Here is a 19,970-nt window from a genome sequence, read left to right on the forward strand (position 1 = left end):
TTTCCGTGACCGCGCATGATCTCTTTCCGTCGCCCTTTCCGCCGCGGACGCCGTCACCGTTCAGGATCGTTTCATTACGGTCAGCCACAGTCAGTCCCGATCAATGGCCCTCAGGATCAAGGTCACAAAAATGTATCGGGCATATCGCACATCAAACTTCACAGAACACTTATGAGTTGGCTAGCGTGCCGGGCAGGCCGCTCGACCCAACCGGCGAACATCGCCGGGCCGTGCGGCCTCCGCCGAGTCCGGTGCGCCGTACGGCAGCCGGAGCCGGGGACCCAACCGACCTTGGGGTGAATCGGTCCAACTGTCCGCTGGGACAAGGACCGTAGGGCAAACCTTCCGGAATCACCCGCCCGAACCCGACAGCTAACTCGGTAGGCGGAAGACGGAAGGAGTCGCCTCTCTTGGCGTCGCATCGCAAGTGGAGTCCTACGGGTACGCGCATAGCGGGTATACGGACCCCCGCCCTCGCCACGGCGGCCCTCACCTCCGTGGCCCTGCTCTCCCAGACGGCGAACGCCGCGCCCTCGGCCGACTCCAAGCCGAGCATCGAAGAGGTCGAGAAGAAGGTAGACGACCTCTACCACCAGGCCGAGGCGGCGACCGAGAAGTACAACGCGACCAGGGAGAAGACCGCGCAGCAGCGCAAGCGCGTCGACTCCCTCCTCGACGACGTGGCCCAGCGCACCGAGAAGCTCAACACCGCGCGCGAGGAGCTGGGTTCGTTCGCCGCGGCGCAGTACCGCACCGGTGCCTCCGCCCCCGACACCGCGACCCTCCTGCTGGCCGACAATCCGCAGGACTACTTCGACCAGACCCAGCTGATGGACCGGCTGACCAGCCGCCAGAAGGTGGCCGTCGACGACTACATCACCGAGCAGGCCGCCACCACCAAGAAGCGCGCGGAGGCCTCCCAGAGCCTGCAGACGCTCACCACGACGCAGAGCGCGCTGAAGACGTCCAAGGCCGACGTGCAGCGCAAGCTCGCCGAGGCGCGCGACCTGCTCTCGAAGCTGACCGCCGAGGAGAAGGCGCGGCTCGCGGCGATCGAGAAGAAGAAGCAGGAAGCGGCCGACCGCAAGGCGGCTGAGCTGGCGCAGCAGCAGGCCGCGGCGGAGAAGAAGGCCCAGGAGGCGGCCGCCCAGCAGCAGACGACCTCCGCGACCACCGGCACCACCGGGACCACCGGGAGTTCGGCCACCGACTCCTCGTACACCGCCAAGGCCGACAAGGCCCTCGCCTTCGCCCGCACCCAGATCGGCAAGCCGTACGTCTGGGGCGCGACCGGGCCCGGCTCCTACGACTGCTCCGGCCTCACCCAGGCCGCCTGGAAGGCCGCGGGCGTCGATCTCCCGCGTACCACCTGGGACCAGGTCAACGCGGGCACGACGGTGCCGCTCTCCGACATCAAGCCCGGTGACCTCGTCTTCTTCTACGACGACATCAGCCACGTCGGCCTCTACATCGGCAACGGCATGATGATCCACGCCCCCAAGCCGGGCGCGTACGTCCGCGAGGAGTCGATCTTCTACGGCGGCGAGTCGATCATCCACAGCGTGGTGCGTCCGGCCTAACGCCTCGACGCCCGCCGCGCGCGCGTGGGGCTCATCGAGCTCCACGCGCGCGTGGCCCGCCGCCAACCCGCTCGAAGGTCCTTAGCATCGGGCCCATGTCAGCCATCTCCCCGCCCGGCACCCGGTGGACCGGCCTGCGCACCTGGTGGGCGCAGAGTCCGCCGGGCGCCGGAGCCGCGATCCTGGCCACCGGCATCATCTCGATCGGGCTGGAGCAGACCGGCTACGAGATCCTGTCCCGGATCGTGCTGGCCCTCGCGGCCGTCGGCTGGCTCGGGCTCGCCGCGGCCTTCGTCGTACGGCTGCTGCGGGAGCGGGAGCGATGGCTGACGGAGGCCGGTACACCGAGCGCGCTCACCGCGGTCGCGGCGACCACCGTGCTCGGCACGCGGCTGGTCACGCTGGGGTGGGAGGTGTCGGCCGAGGCCCTGCTCGCCCTGTCGGCGGCGCTCTGGCCGGGGCTGCTCCTCCTGGTCGTACGGCAATGGCGGCCCCGCATGCCCGGAGCGGTGTTCCTCGGCTGTGTGGCCACGCAGGGGCTCGCGGTGCTGGGCGCGACGCTCGCCGCCGCGACGCACACGGACTGGCTCGCGCACACCGCGCTGGTGCTGTTCTGGCTGGGGCTCGTGCTCTACGCGGCGGCGCTGTTCTACTTCGACTACCGCGAGGTCGCCACGGGCGCCGGGGACCAGTGGGTCGCGGGCGGCGCGCTCGCCATCTCGGCGCTGGCGGGGTCGAAGCTGATCCTCGCGTACCAGGCGAACATCTACCTGTGGAACAACGACGACAACGGCGTGCTGCGCTGGGTGACCGAGGCGCTGCTCGTGCTCGTCCTCGGCTCGTACTGCGTGCTGGCCGTGGCGGAGGCCCTGTGGCCCCGACCGCGCTACGACGTGCTGCGCTGGGCGACCGTGTTCCCGCTGGGGATGACGGCGGTGGCGGCGCTGTCGGTCGCGGCCGCCATCGGCGTCGGTTGGCTCAGGGGGCTCGGGCAGGTGCTGCTGTGGATCTCGGTCGCGGCGTGGCTGGCGGTGGCGGCCGTAGCGGTCAGGCGTCCGCGGGAGCCGTAGCGGTCAGGCGTCTGGAAGCCGCCGTGACCGTCGGGTGTCCGGAAGCGCCGTAGCCGTCCGTGGGGGCCTTCGGGGGGCCGTCAGGTCCAGAGCACCGCGATGAAGATGTTCGCGGTCGTGAGGAGCCCTACGAGCCCGAACAGGCCCTTGTCCACCTTCTCGTCGTCCCGCTTCACATAGACGAGTCCGAGGATCACGATCAGCAGGGCGAGCTTCACGCCGATCTTGATGGTGTTGACCGAGTGGTCGTCGGCCTGGTTGAGGCCGACGAGGGCGACGCCCGTGACCAGCATGGTCAGCGCGCCGTGCAGCATGGCGGGGACGAACCGGGCGGTGCCCTGGCCCATCGCCTTCATCTGGGTGAGGAAACCGCCGAGGAGCGAGGCGATGCCGATGATGTGCAGGCCGACGAAGAGATGGATGAGTACGTCCATGGAGCCGGAGCCTAATCGGCGGCCCTGACCCCTCTTGTCACCGGCCCACCCCCTGTAGACCCGTACCACCTGGGAACCACCGATTGTCCCGGAACCGCCCCATCGGTCATCACACCGCGTGAAGTCGACCGCGCCGGGCCGGGATCACGGTCACATACGGTCGCCCCGCGATCCAGTGGCGCCACTTCCGTACATGACGTTACCGGGACATCACTCTCAGGTTTAGCGTCCTCCACCAGGTGACCGGCTCCCCACCGCCGCCCGGGCCAGGGGCGGCAGCCGGACACCACCGCCGAGAAAGGTCCGGCGGCGGCCCGCTCCCCCTGTGTGGGCCGCCGCCGGACGTGTCCCCATTGACCGCGCTCGTACCCGGCGGTCGTAGGCAAGTCCCCGGGAAGGATGTGGGCCCTCGTGGCAGCGCACCGAAAGCCCAGACAGCGCTCGCTCGGTGGAAACACGGCCCGCACCGCCGCGACCATCGCCCTCGCGGGCGCGGCCACGGCGACGGGCTTCGACGGGACGGGGCACGCGGACCCGCAGCTGTCGCCGGCACAGGTGAAGGCCAAGGTGGACAAGTTGTACGAGGAGGCGGAGGTCGCCACCCAGAAGTACGACGGCGCGAAGGACAAGGCCGACAAGGCCGAGCAGCGGCTGAACGCGCTGCGCGACGAGGCGGCGCGCAAGGAGGACCGGCTCAACACGGCTCGGGACGCGCTGGGTTCGATCGCCGCCGCGCAGTACCGCAGCGGAGGCCTGGACCCCGCGCTGCAACTCGCGCTCTCCGACGACCCCGACCAGTACCTGGAAGGGGCCGCGTTCGCCGAGCGGGCCGGCAGCCGGCAGGCGGAGGCCGTGGCCCGGGTGCGCAAGCAGCTGCGGGAGATCGAGCAGCTGCGCGGGGCCGCGCATGTCGAGCTGGCCTCGCTCAAGTCGCGTCAGGCGGAGCTGAAGCGGGCCAAGAAGACGATCACCGGGAAGCTGGACACGGCGCGGCAGCTGCTGTCACGGCTCACCGACGAGCAGCGCGCGCAGCTCGGGGACCTGGGAGCGGCCGGGGGCGCCGGGGGTACGGGAAGCGCCGGGCAGCGCGCCTCGCGCTCCGCCGTGCGGGACCTCGGCCCGGTGTCGTCGCCCGGCTCCGTCGCGGCACCCAACTCGCGTGCGGCGGAGGCCGTCGCGTACGCCTACGGGAAGCTCGGCAGCCCCTACGTCTGGGGCGCCACCGGGCCCGACGCCTTCGACTGCTCGGGCCTGGCACAGGCCGCGTACCGCGCCGCGGGCATCTCGCTGCCGCGCACGACGTACGCGCAGATCAACGCCGGACACCGGGTCTCGCGGTCCGAACTCCGCCCCGGTGACCTGGTGTTCTTCTACTCGGGAATCAGCCATGTGGGCATCTACGTCGGAAACGGCCAGATGATCCATGCCCCGAACCCGTCGGCGCCCGTGCGGCTGGCGCCGGTCGACGAGATGCCGTTCGCCGGGGCCACCCGAGTGGCGTGAAAGACGCGTGGGCGACCGCGGTGTGGTGCGGACGGAGAAGTGGATCACGGTAGCGTCGGCGCGGACTCTGTTTCCGTCGTCATCGCTCCGTCGTCCCGTCGTCGCTCCGTCGTCGCTCCGTCGTCCGAGAGGTTCTGATGCCCGGCTCTCTGCTGCCGCCTCCGCCGCCGCCCGCGCACATCAGGACCTGGCCGGACCGCGCCGCGCTGCTGGCCGACCGGGGGCAGGCGCTGGAGGAGCTGCGCAGGCGGAGCCTCGGGGTGCACCGGGTCCTGCTGCTCTGGCTGCTGGCGCTCGCGGCGATCGTCGGCTGGGCGCTGCTGGTGCTGCCGCTGCGACAACTCGAGCAGCGCGACCCCACCGGTTTCGTCCTGGGCCCGCTCTTCGCCCTGCTGGGCCTGGCCGCGCTCGCCCCGACCGTCGTCGCCGTCGCCCTCTCCGTCCGCCGGGACCATCACATACACCGACTGCTGGACGCCTGGTCCGAGTTGGACCGGCACCCCGCGACCGACTCCCGGCTCCGCTCCCCCGGCCTCAGCCTCTTCTGGCTGCTCTCCTCGCTCGGCGTCTGCGCGATCGGTGCCTGGACGTCCTTCACGGCGGCCGCGCGGGCCGAGCCCGGCCACCCCCTGTACAGCGATGTCGTCCAGGGCATGGGCATCGGTCTGATCCTGTGGCTGACCGGCCTCATCGGCATCGTGAAGGCCGTACGTCACTACCGCTGGGCGCTACGGATACTGGGCCGGGCGCCCGACGCGGAACACCGGTAGGCAACCCTCTCGACGCGATCGGCTAGACCAGCCGGCGCGCGGTGGCCCATCGGGTCAGCTCGTGCCGGTTCGACAGCTGGAGCTTCCTGAGAACCGCCGAGACGTGCGACTCGACCGTCTTCACCGAGATGAACAACTGCTTGGCGATCTCCTTGTAGGCGTAGCCGCGGGCGATGAGACGCAGGACCTCGCGCTCGCGCTGGGTGAGACGGTCGAGGTCCTCGTCGACGGGCGGGGCGTCGGTGGAGGCGAACGCGTCCAGGACGAATCCGGCCAGGCGGGGCGAGAAGACCGCGTCGCCGTCCTGGACGCGGAAGATGGAGTCCACCAGGTCCGTGCCGGTGATGGTCTTGGTGACGTACCCACGGGCGCCGCCGCGGATCACACCGATGACGTCCTCCGCGGCGTCCGACACGGAGAGCGCGAGGAAACGGACCGGCTGCCGGGCGTCGGCCATCAACGGGGCGCAGCGGCGCAGTACTTCGACACCGCCGCCGCCGGGCAGATGGACGTCGAGCAGGACGACCTCGGGCCGGGTGGCCGTGATGACCGTGACCGCCTGGTCGACGTCCGCGGCCTCGCCGACCACCTCGACGCCGGTCCGCTCGGTCTCTCCGATCTCGGCCTGTACTCCCGTACGGAACATGCGGTGGTCGTCGACGAGCACGACCCGCACACGGCGTCCGCCCGCGGCAGCAGTCGCGTGGGGGCCGACGGCGGTCGCACTCGTGGGCGCGCCCACACCGGCGACGGACTCGGCGGCCGACCCGGTGGTCGACCCGGTGGCCGACCCGGTGGTCGACCCGGTCGCGGCCTCAGCCCCGGCGCCCGCCCCGGCCGCACCCACGGCGGCATCCTCCAGCCCGTTCGATGCCGGGGTCTGCCCGGTCGGTCCGTTCACGTCGCTCATGACGTCTTCTCCGCCCTTTCCATCTCCAGCTCGACCTCCGTGCCGCCGTCCGGCACCGCGCGCAGTCGCGCCGTGCCGCCGTTGCGCTCCATGCGGCCGATGATCGATTCTCTGACGCCCATGCGGTCGGCGGGTATCCCGTCGAGGTCGAAGCCGGGACCACGGTCGCGGACGGACACGAAGACCGTCCTGCCCTCGACTTCGGCGTAGACCTGTACGGCGCCGCCCTCGCCACCGTACTTGGCGGCGTTCACCATCGCTTCCCGCGCGGCCTGCATCTGTGCGGTCAGGCCCTCGTCGAGCGGGCAGTCGCCCACGACGACGACCTCGATGGGGACGCCGTGCTTGTCCTCGACCTCGGCCGCGTTGCGACGGACCGCCTCGGCCAGCGTCGCCGGCTCGTCCGCCTCGTCCTTGCCGGTGCCCTCCGGTTTGTAGAGCCAGGCGCGCAGGTCGCGCTCCTGTGCGCGGGCGAGCCGGCGCACCTCGTTCGCGTTCTCCGCGTTGCGCTGGATCAAGGTCAGGGTGTGCAGCACTGAGTCGTGGACGTGGGCGGCGACCTCGGCCCGCTCCTGGGCGCGGATGCGCATCAGGCGCTCCTCGGAGAGGTCCTGGGTCATGCGCACGAGATAGGGGCCGGCGAGGAGCGCTGTGCCGACCAGGACCGCGAGCGCCGCTTGCAGGACCGACCCGAGGTGGGCCGCCGAGCCCTGGAGCACGAATATTCCGGAGACGCCCGCGGTGACGAGCAGGACACCGGCCGCGGAGCGCAGCAGCGTGAGCGTACGACGACGACGGCCGACCTCGACCCAGCGGGCCCGCCGCGCGTTGTCCGCCTGGCGCCAGACCAGGGCGACGCCCGCGCCGACGAGAACGGTCGGCCAGAGATAGGCCCTTGCCCCACCGCCGAGATTCACATTGCCGACGAAGACCATGGCCACGACGACCATGAGGAGCAGGGCGACCATCTGGCCCCGGTCCGGCTTGCGGGCCACGAGTCTGCGGCGGCCGTCGGGGGCGGTCTCGGTGGTGAAGGCCGGGGTGCGCCCGGAGTCGACGCCGCCGACGCCGAGGGGCACGAAGAACCAGAACGCGGCATAGAGCAGCGCCCCGAGGCCGTCGGCCATGAACAGGCCGACGAACACCAGCCGCACCCAGATCACGGGCAGCCCGAGATGCCCGGCGAGCCCTCGCGCCACGCCCCCGAGCCAGCGTCCGTCGCTGCTGCGGTAGAGCTTGCGCGGGGGCCGCGGGTCGTCGAGGGGCACTGCTGCGGCTTCCGGCATGCCATCGATGTTCACACGGGCGGAGGGCAGGAGCATCAGGGTCGACCCCCGAGACTCCCCTGATCTTCGAGAGACCGGTGCTCGAACGGTTCCCTCCGCCCCCGTCAGGGCCGATATCAGGGTTCGGCCAGGGTCGTCCCGACTGCCGCCGGGCCTTCCCGCCCGTCACCATGGACACATGACAGATCAGCAGCACGCGGCAGCGGAGCCGGATCCCGGCCCCGGCCCGGGCGCCCCACCATCGGGCGCCGGGCCGCGGGACGCCGTGCCGCCCTCCGCGGGCACCGCCACGGGCGCCGTGGGAGCCGCGGAGGGTGCGGGAGCGCCGGGCGCGACAGGTGAGGAACCGCGCGCGCACGGGGAGCCGCCCGCGCCCGAGGGCCCGCGCAGGTTCCGGCGCGACCGGCGGCAGAAGATGCTGGGCGGTGTGTGCGCCGGGCTGGGGCGGCAGTGCGACATGGACCCGGTGATCTTCCGGATCGTGCTCGCCGTGCTCTCCGCCACGGGCGGCATCGGCCTCATCTTCTACGGCTTCGTCTGGCTGTTCGTTCCCTACGACGACGAGGAGGAGAACGAGGTCCGCAAGCTCCTCACCGGCCGCGTCGACGGCCACGCGCTGGCGGCCGTGCTCTTCGCACTGGTCGGCTGCGGGGTGTTCCTGTCGATGTTGAGCAACGGCAGCGTGCTGACGTTCGCCGTCGTCCTCTCCCTGCTTCTCGCGGGCGCGGGGTACTGGTCGCAGCAGCGCGGCGCCCCCGACCCCGACCCGCTCGCCGCCCAGGCGGTGGCGGACGCCCCGCCGGAGGCGCAGGCCCCGCCCGTCCCCGTCTCCTACCCCTCCTGGTGGCGCGACCCGATCGTCAAGGACGGCTCGCACGTGGGCGGCACCGGCTATCTGTGGGGCCCGCCGGACGCCCGGGACCGGGATGTCGCGGCGGCGCTCAACATCGCCCGCGGCACGCCCCGCCCGGACATACGGGACCTCCGCGCGGCCCGTGAGCCGCAGCCGCGCGGCCCGCGCTGGATCGGTGGCTGGGTCTTCCTGCTCGCGCTGGTCGCGGGCGGCCTCGGCACGGGCCTGACGTGGAACGACCATCCGCTCGCCACCAGCCTGCAGACCGGTCTGTCCTGCGCGCTCGTCGTGTTCGGCCTGGGCATCGCACTCAGCGCGTTCGTGGGGCGTACGGGCGCGGGGTCGATCTTCCTCGCAGTGATCACGGCGGCGCTGCTGGCCGGCTCCGTGGCCCTGCCGAAGGACATCAGCACCCACTGGATGCGGGTCGAGTGGACTCCCAGGACCGCTGCCGCCGTGCCGGAGCGTTTCGACCTCGGCACGGGTGTGGGCACCCTCGATCTCACCCATCTCGGCCTCACCAAGGGCCAGACCGTGACGACGACCGCGGAGGTGGGCGCGGGCCAGTTGAAGGTGATCGTCCCCAAGGACGCGACCGTGAAGCTGAACATCGACGTGGGCGTCGGGGACATCCAGCTGCCGGGCGACGGCAAGAAGGACGTGGACGTGGAACCGGGCAAGCACAAGCAGGTGACCCTGCCGGCCCCGACCGGCGGCAAGAACGGCGGCACGCTCGACCTGAACCTCCAGGTCGGCGTGGGACAGGCGGAGGTGATCCGTGCCACGTCATGAGTTCCAGCCGGGAAAGCTGGTCGCCGGCCTCTTCCTCACCGCCGCGGGCGTCACCTACGCGGGCGACGCGGGCGGTTGGTGGGACACACCGTGGTTCGCGATCATCCCCGTCGTCACGGGTGGGCTCTGCCTGGCGGGCGCGGTGGCGTTCCTGACCCATGGCATACGTCGTCGGCGGTTGCGGCGACGGGGAGCCGGGGTGTCCGGGTAGCGGGGGCGTGAACGGAGCGCTGGTAGGTACAGGGCGATCCACTCCCTGCACCTACCAGCCTGCAATGCCGTGCGATCCACCTTGCGATGCCGCACGATCCACCCTGCGATGTCGTGCGACGCTCCGCGCTGAACTGTCCTGACCCGCGTTGCTCAGTAGCGGAGGTTTCCGGACCGTTGGCTGCGCCTCGCGCGCAAGGCCGCGTCGACGGAGAAGTACGAGGCGCCCGCGAGGACCAGGGGCAGCCAGGCCATCAGGTAGGCGAGGTCGTTGCCGTAGTAGTACGGGTCGGAGGCCCAGCTCACCGTCATCCACAGGCTGAGGGAGATGAGCGCGCCGCCGAGAGCCGCGAGGCGGGCCAGCAGGCCGATGAGGGTGCCGATGCCGACGGCCAGTTCGCCGAAGGCGATGGCGTAGCCGAAGCCGACGGGGCTCTTCAGGGCGAGGTCGACGAGGGCCGGGATCGCAGCGGAGTCGTGCACGTTGCGCATCAGTTCGCCGATCGAGCCGGAGCCGGAGTCGGAGAGGAAGGCGCTGTTGGTGAGTTTGTCGATGCCGGCGTAGATGAAGGTGACGCCGAGGAAGACGCGCAGGGGCAACAGGGCGTAGCGGGTGGCGGTGTCCCGCCAGTCTCGTCCGCCGCCGTCGCGATAGGGGGTTTGGGTGTCCGACCGCATACCGTGAGTCATCGCTCTCCGCCGCCTCTCGCCACGTGCCGTTGACCCCTCAACAGACCATACGTACGAGAGCGGGCTCCCGCTCAACGCTCGGGGCCAGTTTTTTTCGATGGCGCGGGCGCGCCCCCAAAAGGCGCGGAGAACTGCGCGAACGGTCCCCACCGGCCCGCAGTCGAACGACTCCGGTGAGCCCACCCGCCCGCATTCGAACTTACTCCGGTGAGGCCCCCACCCGCAGCCGCGGAGTTCAGTCCGTCACCTCGATCAGGCAACGGTTCGTTTCCACTCCGGCTGCCGTTACGACCTGGACCTCCACCCGGCCGGGTTCCACGTCGACCGGGACCGGCACGGTCAGGACCGCGTCCGTGGGGTTGCTGAAGCCGCCGGGGACCGGCACCAGGGGGACATGGACGTGCACCGCGCCGATGCGGACGACCATGCGGGACAGACGGTCCGCGCTCTGGGCGCCGGGTGGGACGAAACCGGCGCCCCGGATCTCGATGTCGTCGCCGGTGCGGATCGGCGCGTCGAGGTCGCCGGCCTCACGGGAGCGGACGACGGAGAGGATGACGGGGCGGCCGCCCTCGGCGTACTTCCCGGCGACGTAGGTGGCCGCCGAGACGAGAACCAGGAGCGCCAGACCCCAGGGGAGGTCGGGCAGTTGCTCCGGACGCCTGGCGAGCCGTACCGCAGCGAAGACCAGGGCGACGGCGCCGATGACGACGTACTGGATGTCGGCGAAGCTGCCCCGGCCGGAGTCGTCCGTGAGGAGGTCGGCGGCGCGCGGCCGGTCCGCGCGTACCTTCTGCAGGCGTTGCCCGAGGATCCGCAGGCCCACGACCCGGCGTACCAGCACCGCGATCGCGCAGACGACGGCGACGACGGTCACCACACCTGCGCCGCGGGCGAGTTCGAGGCCGGCGATCAGGTCGTCGCGTTTGCCGTGGGCGGAGGCCGCCGCCAGTTGGCCCACGAGGACGAGTATGGCGTAGACGACGAACAGGACCCAGCCGGCGGCCATCGCCCGTGAGGTGGAGAGGCGGTTGTCCTCGCCGACGACCGGGGCGAGGGCCCCGCCCCGCGCCCGGTGCAGATAGCCCGCGCCCGTCAGCCCGGCGGCCACCACCAGAGCGGCCAGCAGGCCCGCCGTGCGCGCCGCCGTCCAGCCCGCGCCGATCGCCGTGAGCGACTGGACGATGAGCAGGGTCAGGACGGCCCCCCACACCGCGTACGCCGTGCGTCGCCACAGGCGTCCCAGCCATGCCTCGCCGTCGACTCGTCCGCGCTCGGCGACCAGGTCGGCGGACTGGGTGAGTTCGTCGGAGACCCACTGCCGGGACGCGGACGCCGAATGCGCGACGGCGGCGGGCAGTCCCTGTCCGGACGCCAACTCGTCGCGCCTGGCGAGGAACGCGGCGACGGCGCGCCGGTGCCCCTCGCGCGCCCCGTGCGGACAGTCCCCGCAGGTGCAGCCGCCCGTGTGCGCCGCCCCCTGTCCCGCACCGAGCCCGCCACCGCGCTCCGCGCCGTGTCTCGCCTCCTGCACCGCCACGCCCGCTGCCGCCTTCCCCGCTCCGAGAGCTGCCTCGCAAGCCTTGCAACTGCCTTGCGATGACAGGGCATTGTGCCGCACGAAACAGTGCCCGCGTCGGGCAGGTCTGGTCAGCGCGGGTGAAGCGCGGTTACCCCGTGTTGACCCGGCTGCGAGAATTTCCCCATGGCCGAGATCATCCAGCGCGACGGGACCTGGGCCTTCGACGGCAGCACGGTCAGGATCACGCCGGGACTCCATCGCTCCGTGCCGTTGTTCCGGCAGACGTACGGAGAGATCGCCGTTCCCCTGGAGGCGGTTTCAGGCATCGTCTACGAACCCGAACGCAAGCGCGGCAGACTGCGCCTCAGGCTCCGTGAGGGCGCCGATCCGCTGCTCCAGGCGACCGGCGGGCGGCTGCCCGACGCGGCGGACCCGTACCGGCTGACGGTCGACATCGACCGTACGGGGGTCGCCGAGTACGTCGCCGAGGAGATCCGGCACGCCCTGCTCCTGGACCAGATCCCCAAGGAGCCGGCGAAGGCCTTCCTCCTCGCGGGGCCGCCCGTGCCCGTGTCCGTCCGGTCCAGCGACGGCACGGTCTCCTTCGACGGCGCGCAGGTGCGGATCGACTGGGCGGACACCTCGGACCGGGTCAAGCGGGCGACGGGGCCGCGGATCATCGCCGTCGGGGACCTGGTGCAGGTGGAGTGGCTGCCCAATTCCGGGTACGAGGACGGGTTTCTGCGGTTCGTGACGCGCGAGACCGTGTTCTCCAAACTGCCGCCGGAGAAGGATCCGTTCGCCCTCGACCTGTGGGGCAGCGCCCGCCGCGACCTGCTCACGGCGCTCGTCGCCGCCGCGGTGACCGCCCGGCTGCCGCATCCCTCCCTCCGGGCGGGCGAGCACGTCGACCGGCCGCCGCAGCTCACCGCCGCGGCGGGACCAGGAGCGGCACCGGTAGCAGCATCGGTACCCGCCCAGGCCGACCATCACGACGTACTGCTGCGGCGGCTGCGGGAGCTGGGCGAGCTGCATCGCGACGGGGTGCTCACGGACGAGGAGTTCGCGGCGACCAAAGCGGCCGTACTGCGGGGTTTCTAGCGGTTGCGCACCGGAATTCAGCTGAGGAGGTCCGGTTCGCTGCGGCTGATGTCCTGCCACAGCGGCTGGTAGTTGATCCACGCCACCAGGTCGCCGCCGAGCTGTTCCCGGGTCGCGACCGCCTGCTTGTGGTCGATGAGGATCGGGCGGCCCGCGGCCCGTGCGGTCAGCTGGACCTGGCTGGAGCGCTCCATCGACAGGAACCACCAGGCCGCCGCGTCCACCGAGTCGCCCACGGTCAGCAGCCCGTGGTTGCGCAGCACGAGCGCCTTGCGGGTGCCGAGCGCGGAGGCGATCCGGCGGCCCTCCTCGGTGTCCACGGCGACACCGGTGTACGAGTCGTACAGCGCGTGGTCCTCGTAGAAGGCGCAGCTCTCCTGGCTGATCGGGTCGAGCAGGTCACCGAGGGCGGACAGGGCGCGGCCGTGCACGGAGTGGCAGTGCGCGACGGCGACGACGTCGGGGCGGGCGGCGTGGACCTGGGCATGCACGGTGAACGCCGCCTGGTTGACGTGGTAGCGGCCCTCGATCACCTGCCCGTCCTGGTTGGCCATGACCAGGTCGCTCACGGTGACGTGCTTGAAGGGCATCCCGAAGGGGTTCACCCAGAAGCAGTCGCTGTACTCCGGGTCACGCGCGGTGATGTGACCGGAGACCCCGTCCTCGAAGCCGAGCCGCCCGAAGATCCGCAGCGCCCCGGCCAACCGCTCCTTGCGATGGCGTCGCTCGTCGTCCGACGAGTCGTACATCGGCGGCATGGCGAACTGCAGCTGGTCGGTGGGCAGGGGCACGGGCGGCGTGGGCCCTTGCATAGGTCCTCCAGCACTGGCGTGTCCGATACGGAGCGGAAGTTACCTCTGGTCGGCGCAGGAGAACAGAGCCGTTCGGTGAAGAGAGTGCGCAACCGTTACGAGAGGGCCGGGGCCGGGGCCCGAGGTCGCCGACCGAGCGCCCGCCCATACCCGACAGTACGTGTCGGGTATGGGCGCCACACTCACCGTATGAGCGCTACCAACGGCCTTACCGAGCGCCCCGCCGAACATGCGAACCCCGCGCGCTGGGGCACCTTCGCCGCCGCCGAACCCTCACTCGCCCAGTCGGTCGAAGACCGCTTCGGGGCCTTCACGCACCACGTCCTCGCGACCCTCCGCAAGGACGGTTCGCCCCGGACCACCGGCCTGGAGGTGCGTTTCCTGCGCGGCGAGCTGTGGCTCGGCATGATGCCGGACTCGCTCAAGGCACTCGACCTGCGCCGCGACCCGCGCTTCGCGCTCCAGGCGAACCCGGGGCCGGGCACGGCGATGGGGGGCGGGGACGTCCGCATCAGTGGACGGGCCGTCGAAGTCGGCGACGGGGCGGTCAAGGCCGCGTACGTGAAAGAGGTGGAACCGCCGGAGCCGTTCCACCTCTTCCGCACCGAGCTGACGGAGGTCGTACGGACCTACGTCGAGGACGACACGTATCTGGTCGTCCAGGTCTGGACGCCCGGAGAGCCGGTGCGGACTCTCAGGCGGACCTGACGGGTGGGACTACTCCCACTCGATCGTGCCCGGGGGCTTGCTCGTGACGTCGAGGACGACTCGGTTGACGTCCGCGACCTCGTTGGTGATGCGGGTCGAGATCTTGGCGAGGACCTCGTACGGGAGGCGGGACCAGTCGGCGGTCATCGCGTCCTCGGAGGAGACGGGGCGCAGCACGATCGGGTGGCCGTACGTGCGGCCGTCGCCCTGGACGCCCACGCTGCGGACGTCCGCGAGCAGGACCACCGGGCACTGCCAGATGTCACGGTCCAGGCCGGCCGCCGTGAGCTCCTCGCGGGCGATGGCGTCGGCCTCGCGGAGCAGGTCGAGCCGCTCCTTCGTCACCTCGCCGACGATCCGGATGCCGAGGCCCGGGCCCGGGAAGGGCTGGCGCTGGACGATCTCGTCGGGGAGACCGAGCTCCTGCCCGACCATCCGGACCTCGTCCTTGAACAGCTTGCGCAGCGGCTCGACGAGCTCGAACTCGAGGTCCTCGGGGAGGCCGCCCACGTTGTGGTGGGACTTGATGTTGGCCGTGCCGGTGCCGCCACCGGACTCGACCACGTCCGGGTAGAGCGTGCCCTGGACCAGGAAGGCGACGTCCTCGCCCTCCGCGGCCTCGGCGATGATCTCCGCCTGGGCCTGCTCGAAGACCCGGATGAACTCCCGGCCGATGATCTTCCGCTTCTCCTCGGGGTCCGAGACGCCCTTGAGCGCGGTGAGGAACCGCTCCTCCGCGTCCACGACCTTCAGCTGTACGCCGGTCGCGGCCACGAAGTCCTTCTCGACCTGCTCGGTCTCGCCCTTGCGCATCAGGCCGTGGTCGACGTACACGCAGGTCAGCTGGGAGCCGATGGCCTTCTGTACGAGGGCGGCGGCTACGGCGGAGTCCACGCCGCCGGAGAGGCCGCAGATGGCGCGCTTGTCGCCGACCTGCTCGCGGATGAGGGCGACCTGCTCGTCGATGACGTTGCCGGTCGTCCAGTTCGGCGTGAGGCCCGCGCCGCGGTACAGGAAGTGCTCGAGCACCTGCTGGCCGTGCGTGGAGTGCATGACCTCCGGGTGGTACTGGACGCCGTACAGCTTCTTCTCGTCGTTCTCGAAGGCCGCGACCGGGACGACGTCCGTGGACGCCGTGACCGTGAAGCCCTCGGGGGCGGCGCTGCACGCGTCGCCGTGCGACATCCACACCGACTGCTCGTCCGGGGTGCCTTCGAAGAGGGTGGATCCGGACTTGGAGACGTGCAGGGGCGTACGGCCGTACTCGCGGGCGCCGGTGTTGTCGACCGTGCCGCCGAGGGTCGTCGCCATCAGCTGGAAGCCGTAGCACATGCCGAAGACGGGGACGCCGGACTCGAAGATCGCTCGGTCGAGGCGGGGGGCGGCCTCGGCGTACACCGACGAGGGGCCTCCGGAGAGGATGATCGCCGCCGGGTTCTTGGCGAGCATCTCCTGGACCGGCATGGTGCTCGGCACGATCTCGCTGTAGACCCGGGCCTCGCGGACGCGGCGGGCGATGAGCTGGGCGTACTGCGCACCGAAGTCGACGACCAGGACGGTGTCGGGGGCGGCGGGGGACGCTTCTGGCACGGTTTGCCTTCCGGCGGTGAGCAGGGGGTGTGGGGTATCGAGTCTACCGGGGGTCCACGCGAGCATGCCTGCACCGGGTTCTCCGCCCCCGCCGCCCCTACCCGACCCATCCCCAGGGGCTCCGCCCCTTCGACCCCGAAATCCGGGCCCGCGGCACCCCGAACCCCGCGGGGCTCCGCCCCTGCACCCGACCGGGGGCTCCGCCCCCTGGACCCCCGATCGCCCGAAGGGCTCGTCCTCAAACGCCGGACGGGCTGAAGATGCGCGCAGCGCCCCTTAGGGGCGCGAGGAACTGCGCGGCCGACCCCCACCGGCCGTCGGCCAAAGAACTTCGGGCGGACGGGGGACGCGGGGCGGAGCCCCCGCCCCAGGGGCGCGAGGAACTGCGCGACCAACCCCCACCGGACCCGCAGCCAAACGAACCAGGCGGACGGGGGACGCGGGGCGAAGCCCCCGCCTCAGGGGCGCGGGGAACTGCGCGGCCGGCCCCCACCGGACCCGCAGCCGAACGAATCGGGCGAGTGGGGGACGTGGGGCGAAGCCTCACCCGCCCGCGGCCGGGTCCGGATCTCAGTATCCGAACCCGCTTGGACGTGGCACGGCCCTGTGGGCATACTGCTTGCATGCTCACGCAGGCGACCTTCGTGTTTACCTATGGCAACCGGCCCACCGGCTGCCATGGTCGTGCTGCTTGAGCAACTGACAAGCGACTTCCCAGGCGCCCCGGGCCGACAAGGCCCGGGGCGTCTGTCGTTTCCGGGTCCTGCCGATCCGGGGCACCTCATCCCAAGAGGAGCCCACCATGGCCGACGTACTCGACAAGACCGGCGCCCGTACCGACGAGGCCGCAGACGTGATCACCGGCGCCCGTGAACGCATCGACGCCCTCGACGACCGGATCATCGGCCTCGTCCAGGAACGGATGGCCGTGTCGAAGGTGATCCAGGAGGCCCGGATCGAGTCCGGTGGCCGCCGGGTGAACCTCTCGCGCGAGATGGAGATCCTCGCCCACTTCAGGGACGCGCTCGGCAAGCCCGGCACCTCGCTCGCCATGACGCTGCTGGAGCTGTGCCGCGGCCGCGTCTGACCCCGTACGCGACGTACGCACGTACGCACGTACGCATGCCCTCTCACCCGTACGGCGCGTGACCGGGGCGCCGCGGACTTCGTTGGTCCCGGTGTCCGTGCCAGCCAGGGGCGGGCCCGAAAGAACCACGCGTGGCTCCACTGGGGCGATGAGACGTACGGATCGTGCCGTACGTCGTGGGACCTCGTCCCAGGGGTGTGACCGGACGGCAGGGGACAGCAGCCCGGTCACTCAAGAGAACGGTCGGCTCCGGGGACGCCCGGGGCCGTCCGGCGGAACCTGTTCCACGGGCCGAGCACACCCCCAGGCTTTGGCTTCCGCTCCACTCCGCTCCACGGTCCCAAGTCCCGCCCCCCCCGTAGCCATACCCCGTGTCCGTACCAAGACCCGTGGCGCAACCCCCGGCGCCGCTCCCCAGGCACCGGCGCTGCCCTGACGTCGGTGCTGGCGAAGAAGGGCCCCGCGGTCTCCGTCCCGCGGGGCCCTTCGCACGCCCGTCGGATCCCATCAAGGGCCCGTCGGATCCCGTCAGGTGCGGGACACCGTGCCGCACGTCTCCGTGCCGGAGTGCTTGATGTCCCGGCTGCGGTCGTACGGGTCGGTCGTGGGCCCCGTCGGAGGCGCGCCGGTGGGGGCGGCCGAGTCGAACTGGGGGTGCAGGAAACCGTCGTAGACGTCGCAGGCGGTGTTGCCGAGGTCCTGGTCGTACCGGGTGATCGACAGCTTGCCGGGAGTGGCCTGGTACTTCCGCGGGTCGAGGAGTTCGAGGTCGAGGACGCGGCGCACGATGGTGCGGGCCACCTCGGTCGAGCCCCCGCCGGAACCCTCGGTCGGCGCCCCCGACGTCTCCGTCGTCCCCGGCGCCTTCGATGCCTGGTCCGCCTGGATCAGGGGGTAGACGAAGGTGTAGTCCATGTGGATGGCGACGGACGCGTGTGCGCCCGCCTTGAACGTCGTCCGGCCACGGACCTTGACCACATCCCCGGCCGGCCGCACCTCGGCCGGATCGAACCGGCTGAAGAGCACCAGCGGATCGTGCTTCTTGCCCGGCGCGCGCAGCCAGCTGTTCACGTCGTCGAGCATGCGGGGCTGCTTCGGGTCGAGGACGGCGAGCGCGCTCCCGGGGCGCTCGCCCCGCAGGGTCCCCGGGGCCAGGTTCGCGCCGACGAGCAGGGTCTTCGCCTGCTTCAGGGCCGCGGCCACCTGCGCGCTCGTGAACGTACCGACCGGCGTCGCCTTCGGTACGACGATGGCGGCGGCGCCGTCGGCCCAGCGCTCGGCGGGCGAGCCGGCGAACGGCCTGTCGAGGGTGGGCGTGTCGGGCGCGGCGCTGGAGGGAGCGGCGGTCGGAGACGCGGTCTCGGCGGGCAGCGCGGCGGCGGACGTGCCCCCGGACGGCGTACCGGACGACGTGCCGAAGGGGTCGCCGGGCAGCAGCGACGGCTTGACCGCCACCAGCGCCACGGCGATCGCGACGGGCACGCCGAGGATCGCCCACAGCCGGCGCCGACGGGCCGCGCGCCCGTCCATCTCCCGCCAGGCCGGACCCGTTCGCCACCCCTCCGGCTGGGCGCCCTTGGCGTCCTTCTGCCGGAGCCGTTCGGTCACCATGCGCGCCCGGGCGGACGGCTCCTTCGGCGCCGAACTGCGGATGTCACGTTCGGTGTCGCGGGCGAACCGCTCCCACACGTCGTCGGGGACGGAGGGTTGCTCGAACTCCCCGGACTCCCCCGCCCCTTCGGGCTGCTTGTCAGACACGAGGATCAGTTCTAAGTGGATCGAAAGCCTGTACACAAGGCAGATCCATGCAGATCCGTGTGTGACACAGCCCACATAAGAATTCTGTGAGTGAAGGCACAACCGTTCACGGGTTTCGCGGGTCACACCTGCTGAACCAACGGCCACACCCGCGCCCCACACGCGGAGGCCTCATCCCATACGAGTACCGTGACGACGCGGTACCGGACTTTCCGAGGTCTTCATGAAGCTTCGCCGTGCCATGGCCCTTGCGGCCGCAACGGCAGCAATAGCCCCTCTGGCGCTGCTTTCGGCGCCGGCCGCGTTCGCGGAAGAGACCCCCTCCCCCACCGCGACGGTGTCCGAGACCGCGAGCGAGCCCGCGTCGGCGACCCCGACCGAGACCACTCCCGCGCCCTCCGAGACCCCGTCCGCGTCGGCGACCGAGACCACTCCGACGCCGAGCGCCTCCGCCACCGCCACCACCTCGACCTCCGCGACCCCCGCGCCGAGCACCACGTCGCCGGAGCCGTCCGACACGCCGGAGCCCGAGCCGTCCGAGTGCCAGGACTCCAAGGTCGACGTCTCCATCTCCGGCCTGCCCGGCAAGATCGCGGCGGGCAGTGGTTGGCACAAGTTCTCCCTGAACGTGCTCAACAACTCCAAGTCCACGCTGAACGAGCTCGGCTTCTTCGCCGGCGCGTCCTCCGACAAGGCGGGCGACAACCTCTTCCAGAGCAAGAAGGTCCAGCTCCAGGCGTACAACGAGGACACCAAGGCCTGGGAGGACGTCGACTCCGAGGGCTACGCGGTCGGTTACGTCGGTTACACCGACGAGCTGAAGCCCGAGTACGAGGTCGACATCCCGCTCCGTATCAACGTGAAGTCCAGCGCCCCGGTCGGCGCCGGCTTCTCGCTCGGCGCCAGCATCTACGGCGACACGGACGGCGAGTGCACGGGCTTCGGCGAGGTCGCGTACAAGTTCCAGATCGTCTCGTCGGGTACCGACACCGATGGCACCAAGCCGCAGGAAGGCGGCAAGGTTCCGGTCTCGGACAAGCCGGCCGACAAGGGCAACACCCCTGAGGTCAACGGCAGCCTCGCCGAGACCGGCTCCAGCTCCGCCCTGCCGATGATCGCGCTCGCCGGTGGCATCGCCGTCGTCGCCGGTGCGGGTGCGGTGTTCGTGGTGCGGCGTCGCAAGTCGGGTGACGCGACCGCGTAAGCGGCCGGCGACACACCCACGTAGGCAACACGCCTCGTAAGAGAAGAAGGACCTGGGCTCGGAGGGGGGCACAGGTCCTTCTTCGCGTTC

The 19,970-nt window shown here is 71.3% G+C and carries 18 protein-coding genes and 1 riboswitch; of the genes, 10 read left to right on the forward strand and 8 right to left on the reverse strand.

The genetic code is table 11. The annotated features are described in order from the left end of the window. The first annotated feature begins 230 nt into the window (after positions 1-230). Positions 231-403, forward strand: a riboswitch (cyclic di-AMP (ydaO/yuaA leader). Positions 404-410: 7 nt separating this feature from the next. Together KVT44_RS42405 and KVT44_RS42410 are read left to right on the forward strand one after the other, a co-directional pair. Further along, the gene (locus KVT44_RS42405; protein ID WP_190170001.1) at positions 411-1,580 is read left to right on the forward strand and encodes a C40 family peptidase; all 1,170 of its coding nucleotides are present in this window, start codon (positions 411-413) and stop codon (positions 1,578-1,580) included. Positions 1,581-1,675: 95 nt separating this feature from the next. Beyond that, entirely contained in the window at positions 1,676-2,650 is a 975-nt protein-coding gene (locus KVT44_RS42410; protein ID WP_217573262.1) for a tellurite resistance/C4-dicarboxylate transporter family protein, read from the forward strand. Positions 2,651-2,730: 80 nt separating this feature from the next. Here KVT44_RS42410 and KVT44_RS42415 read toward each other — a convergent pair whose 3' ends face one another. After that, positions 2,731-3,084, reverse strand: a complete 354-nt coding sequence (locus KVT44_RS42415; RefSeq protein WP_060901458.1) for a hypothetical protein — start codon at positions 3,082-3,084, stop codon at positions 2,731-2,733. Positions 3,085-3,495: 411 nt separating this feature from the next. On the opposite strand from KVT44_RS42415, the gene KVT44_RS42420 reads away from it, so the two are divergent. Both KVT44_RS42420 and KVT44_RS42425 read left to right on the forward strand, forming a co-directional pair. Further along, the gene (locus KVT44_RS42420; protein ID WP_217573264.1) at positions 3,496-4,587 is read left to right on the forward strand and encodes a C40 family peptidase; all 1,092 of its coding nucleotides are present in this window, start codon (positions 3,496-3,498) and stop codon (positions 4,585-4,587) included. Positions 4,588-4,724: 137 nt separating this feature from the next. Next, on the forward strand, positions 4,725-5,357 hold the full coding sequence (locus KVT44_RS42425) for a hypothetical protein (protein WP_217573266.1): 633 nt from the start codon (positions 4,725-4,727) through the stop codon (positions 5,355-5,357). A gap of 22 nt (positions 5,358-5,379) precedes the next feature. Here KVT44_RS42425 and KVT44_RS42430 read toward each other — a convergent pair whose 3' ends face one another. Both KVT44_RS42430 and KVT44_RS42435 read right to left on the reverse strand, forming a co-directional pair. Further along, the gene (locus tag KVT44_RS42430) at positions 5,380-6,267 is read right to left on the reverse strand and encodes a response regulator transcription factor (protein ID WP_302832178.1); all 888 of its coding nucleotides are present in this window, start codon (positions 6,265-6,267) and stop codon (positions 5,380-5,382) included. Further along, positions 6,264-7,589 carry an ATP-binding protein gene (locus KVT44_RS42435; protein WP_075028453.1) on the reverse strand — a complete coding sequence of 442 codons (1,326 nt, stop codon included), beginning with the start codon at positions 7,587-7,589 and terminating at the stop codon, positions 6,264-6,266. The genes KVT44_RS42430 and KVT44_RS42435 overlap by 4 nt, the downstream gene beginning before the upstream one ends. 142 nt (positions 7,590-7,731) lie before the next feature. Between KVT44_RS42435 and KVT44_RS42440 the strand changes: the two genes are divergently transcribed. Then, positions 7,732-9,198 (forward strand): PspC domain-containing protein, encoded by a 1,467-nt coding sequence (locus tag KVT44_RS42440; protein WP_217573268.1) that lies wholly within the window; start codon positions 7,732-7,734, stop codon positions 9,196-9,198. After that, a complete protein-coding gene (locus KVT44_RS42445) occupies positions 9,185-9,409 on the forward strand; it encodes a hypothetical protein (RefSeq protein ID WP_075028455.1) in 225 nt (74 codons plus the stop codon). The genes KVT44_RS42440 and KVT44_RS42445 overlap by 14 nt, the downstream gene beginning before the upstream one ends. A 152-nt stretch (positions 9,410-9,561) precedes the next feature. Here the strand turns inward: KVT44_RS42445 and KVT44_RS42450 are convergent, their stop codons facing one another. Then, entirely contained in the window at positions 9,562-10,098 is a 537-nt protein-coding gene (locus KVT44_RS42450) for a DoxX family protein (protein WP_217573270.1), read from the reverse strand. 235 nt (positions 10,099-10,333) lie between these two features. Then, positions 10,334-11,632: a hypothetical protein gene (locus tag KVT44_RS42455; RefSeq protein ID WP_217573339.1), complete on the reverse strand. Its 1,299-nt coding sequence runs from the start codon at positions 11,630-11,632 to the stop codon at positions 10,334-10,336. Between the two features lie 171 nt (positions 11,633-11,803). On the opposite strand from KVT44_RS42455, the gene KVT44_RS42460 reads away from it, so the two are divergent. After that, on the forward strand, positions 11,804-12,721 hold the full coding sequence (locus KVT44_RS42460; RefSeq protein ID WP_217573273.1) for a DUF4429 domain-containing protein: 918 nt from the start codon (positions 11,804-11,806) through the stop codon (positions 12,719-12,721). A gap of 17 nt (positions 12,722-12,738) precedes the next feature. On the opposite strand, the gene KVT44_RS42465 is transcribed toward KVT44_RS42460, so the two are convergent. Continuing rightward, entirely contained in the window at positions 12,739-13,533 is a 795-nt protein-coding gene (locus KVT44_RS42465) for a class II aldolase/adducin family protein (RefSeq protein WP_217573275.1), read from the reverse strand. Between the two features lie 189 nt (positions 13,534-13,722). On the opposite strand from KVT44_RS42465, the gene KVT44_RS42470 reads away from it, so the two are divergent. Further along, complete coding sequence (locus tag KVT44_RS42470; protein WP_217573277.1) at positions 13,723-14,241, forward strand: pyridoxamine 5'-phosphate oxidase family protein; 519 nt, start codon at positions 13,723-13,725, stop codon at positions 14,239-14,241. 9 nt (positions 14,242-14,250) lie between these two features. Here the strand turns inward: KVT44_RS42470 and guaA are convergent, their stop codons facing one another. Beyond that, a complete protein-coding gene (gene guaA, locus KVT44_RS42475; RefSeq protein ID WP_099921075.1) occupies positions 14,251-15,831 on the reverse strand; it encodes a glutamine-hydrolyzing GMP synthase in 1,581 nt (526 codons plus the stop codon). A 769-nt stretch (positions 15,832-16,600) separates the two neighbouring features. Between guaA and KVT44_RS42480 the strand changes: the two genes are divergently transcribed. Then, complete coding sequence (locus KVT44_RS42480; RefSeq protein ID WP_225900882.1) at positions 16,601-16,918, forward strand: chorismate mutase; 318 nt, start codon at positions 16,601-16,603, stop codon at positions 16,916-16,918. A 528-nt stretch (positions 16,919-17,446) separates the two neighbouring features. On the opposite strand, the gene KVT44_RS42485 is transcribed toward KVT44_RS42480, so the two are convergent. Next, on the reverse strand, positions 17,447-18,676 hold the full coding sequence (locus tag KVT44_RS42485; RefSeq protein WP_217573279.1) for a hypothetical protein: 1,230 nt from the start codon (positions 18,674-18,676) through the stop codon (positions 17,447-17,449). A 223-nt stretch (positions 18,677-18,899) separates the two neighbouring features. Here KVT44_RS42485 and KVT44_RS42490 point away from each other — a divergent pair, with 223 nt between their 5' ends. Continuing rightward, positions 18,900-19,880, forward strand: a complete 981-nt coding sequence (locus KVT44_RS42490) for an LAETG motif-containing sortase-dependent surface protein (protein WP_217573281.1) — start codon at positions 18,900-18,902, stop codon at positions 19,878-19,880. The last annotated feature ends 90 nt before the right edge of the window (positions 19,881-19,970 follow it).

It is taken from the genome of Streptomyces sp. GbtcB7 (assembly GCF_019091445.1).
Taxonomy (GTDB): Bacteria; Actinomycetota; Actinomycetes; order Streptomycetales; family Streptomycetaceae; genus Streptomyces; species Streptomyces mirabilis.

Excerpts from the sequence above, each read along its gene's own strand:
- KVT44_RS42410 (WP_217573262.1), top strand. The coding sequence starts at position 1,676 with ATGTCAGCCATCTCCCCGCCCGGCACCCGGTGGACCGGCCTGCGCACC.
- KVT44_RS42415 (WP_060901458.1), bottom strand. The coding sequence starts at position 3,084 with ATGGACGTACTCATCCATCTCTTCGTCGGCCTGCACATCATCGGCATC.
- KVT44_RS42425 (WP_217573266.1), top strand. The coding sequence starts at position 4,725 with ATGCCCGGCTCTCTGCTGCCGCCTCCGCCGCCGCCCGCGCACATCAGG.
- KVT44_RS42430 (WP_302832178.1), bottom strand. The coding sequence starts at position 6,267 with ATGAGCGACGTGAACGGACCGACCGGGCAGACCCCGGCATCGAACGGG.
- KVT44_RS42435 (WP_075028453.1), bottom strand. The coding sequence starts at position 7,589 with ATGCTCCTGCCCTCCGCCCGTGTGAACATCGATGGCATGCCGGAAGCC.
- KVT44_RS42440 (WP_217573268.1), top strand. The coding sequence starts at position 7,732 with ATGACAGATCAGCAGCACGCGGCAGCGGAGCCGGATCCCGGCCCCGGC.
- KVT44_RS42450 (WP_217573270.1), bottom strand. The coding sequence starts at position 10,098 with ATGACTCACGGTATGCGGTCGGACACCCAAACCCCCTATCGCGACGGC.
- KVT44_RS42460 (WP_217573273.1), top strand. The coding sequence starts at position 11,804 with ATGGCCGAGATCATCCAGCGCGACGGGACCTGGGCCTTCGACGGCAGC.
- KVT44_RS42465 (WP_217573275.1), bottom strand. The coding sequence starts at position 13,533 with ATGCAAGGGCCCACGCCGCCCGTGCCCCTGCCCACCGACCAGCTGCAG.
- KVT44_RS42470 (WP_217573277.1), top strand. The coding sequence starts at position 13,723 with ATGAGCGCTACCAACGGCCTTACCGAGCGCCCCGCCGAACATGCGAAC.
- KVT44_RS42490 (WP_217573281.1), top strand. The coding sequence starts at position 18,900 with ATGAAGCTTCGCCGTGCCATGGCCCTTGCGGCCGCAACGGCAGCAATA.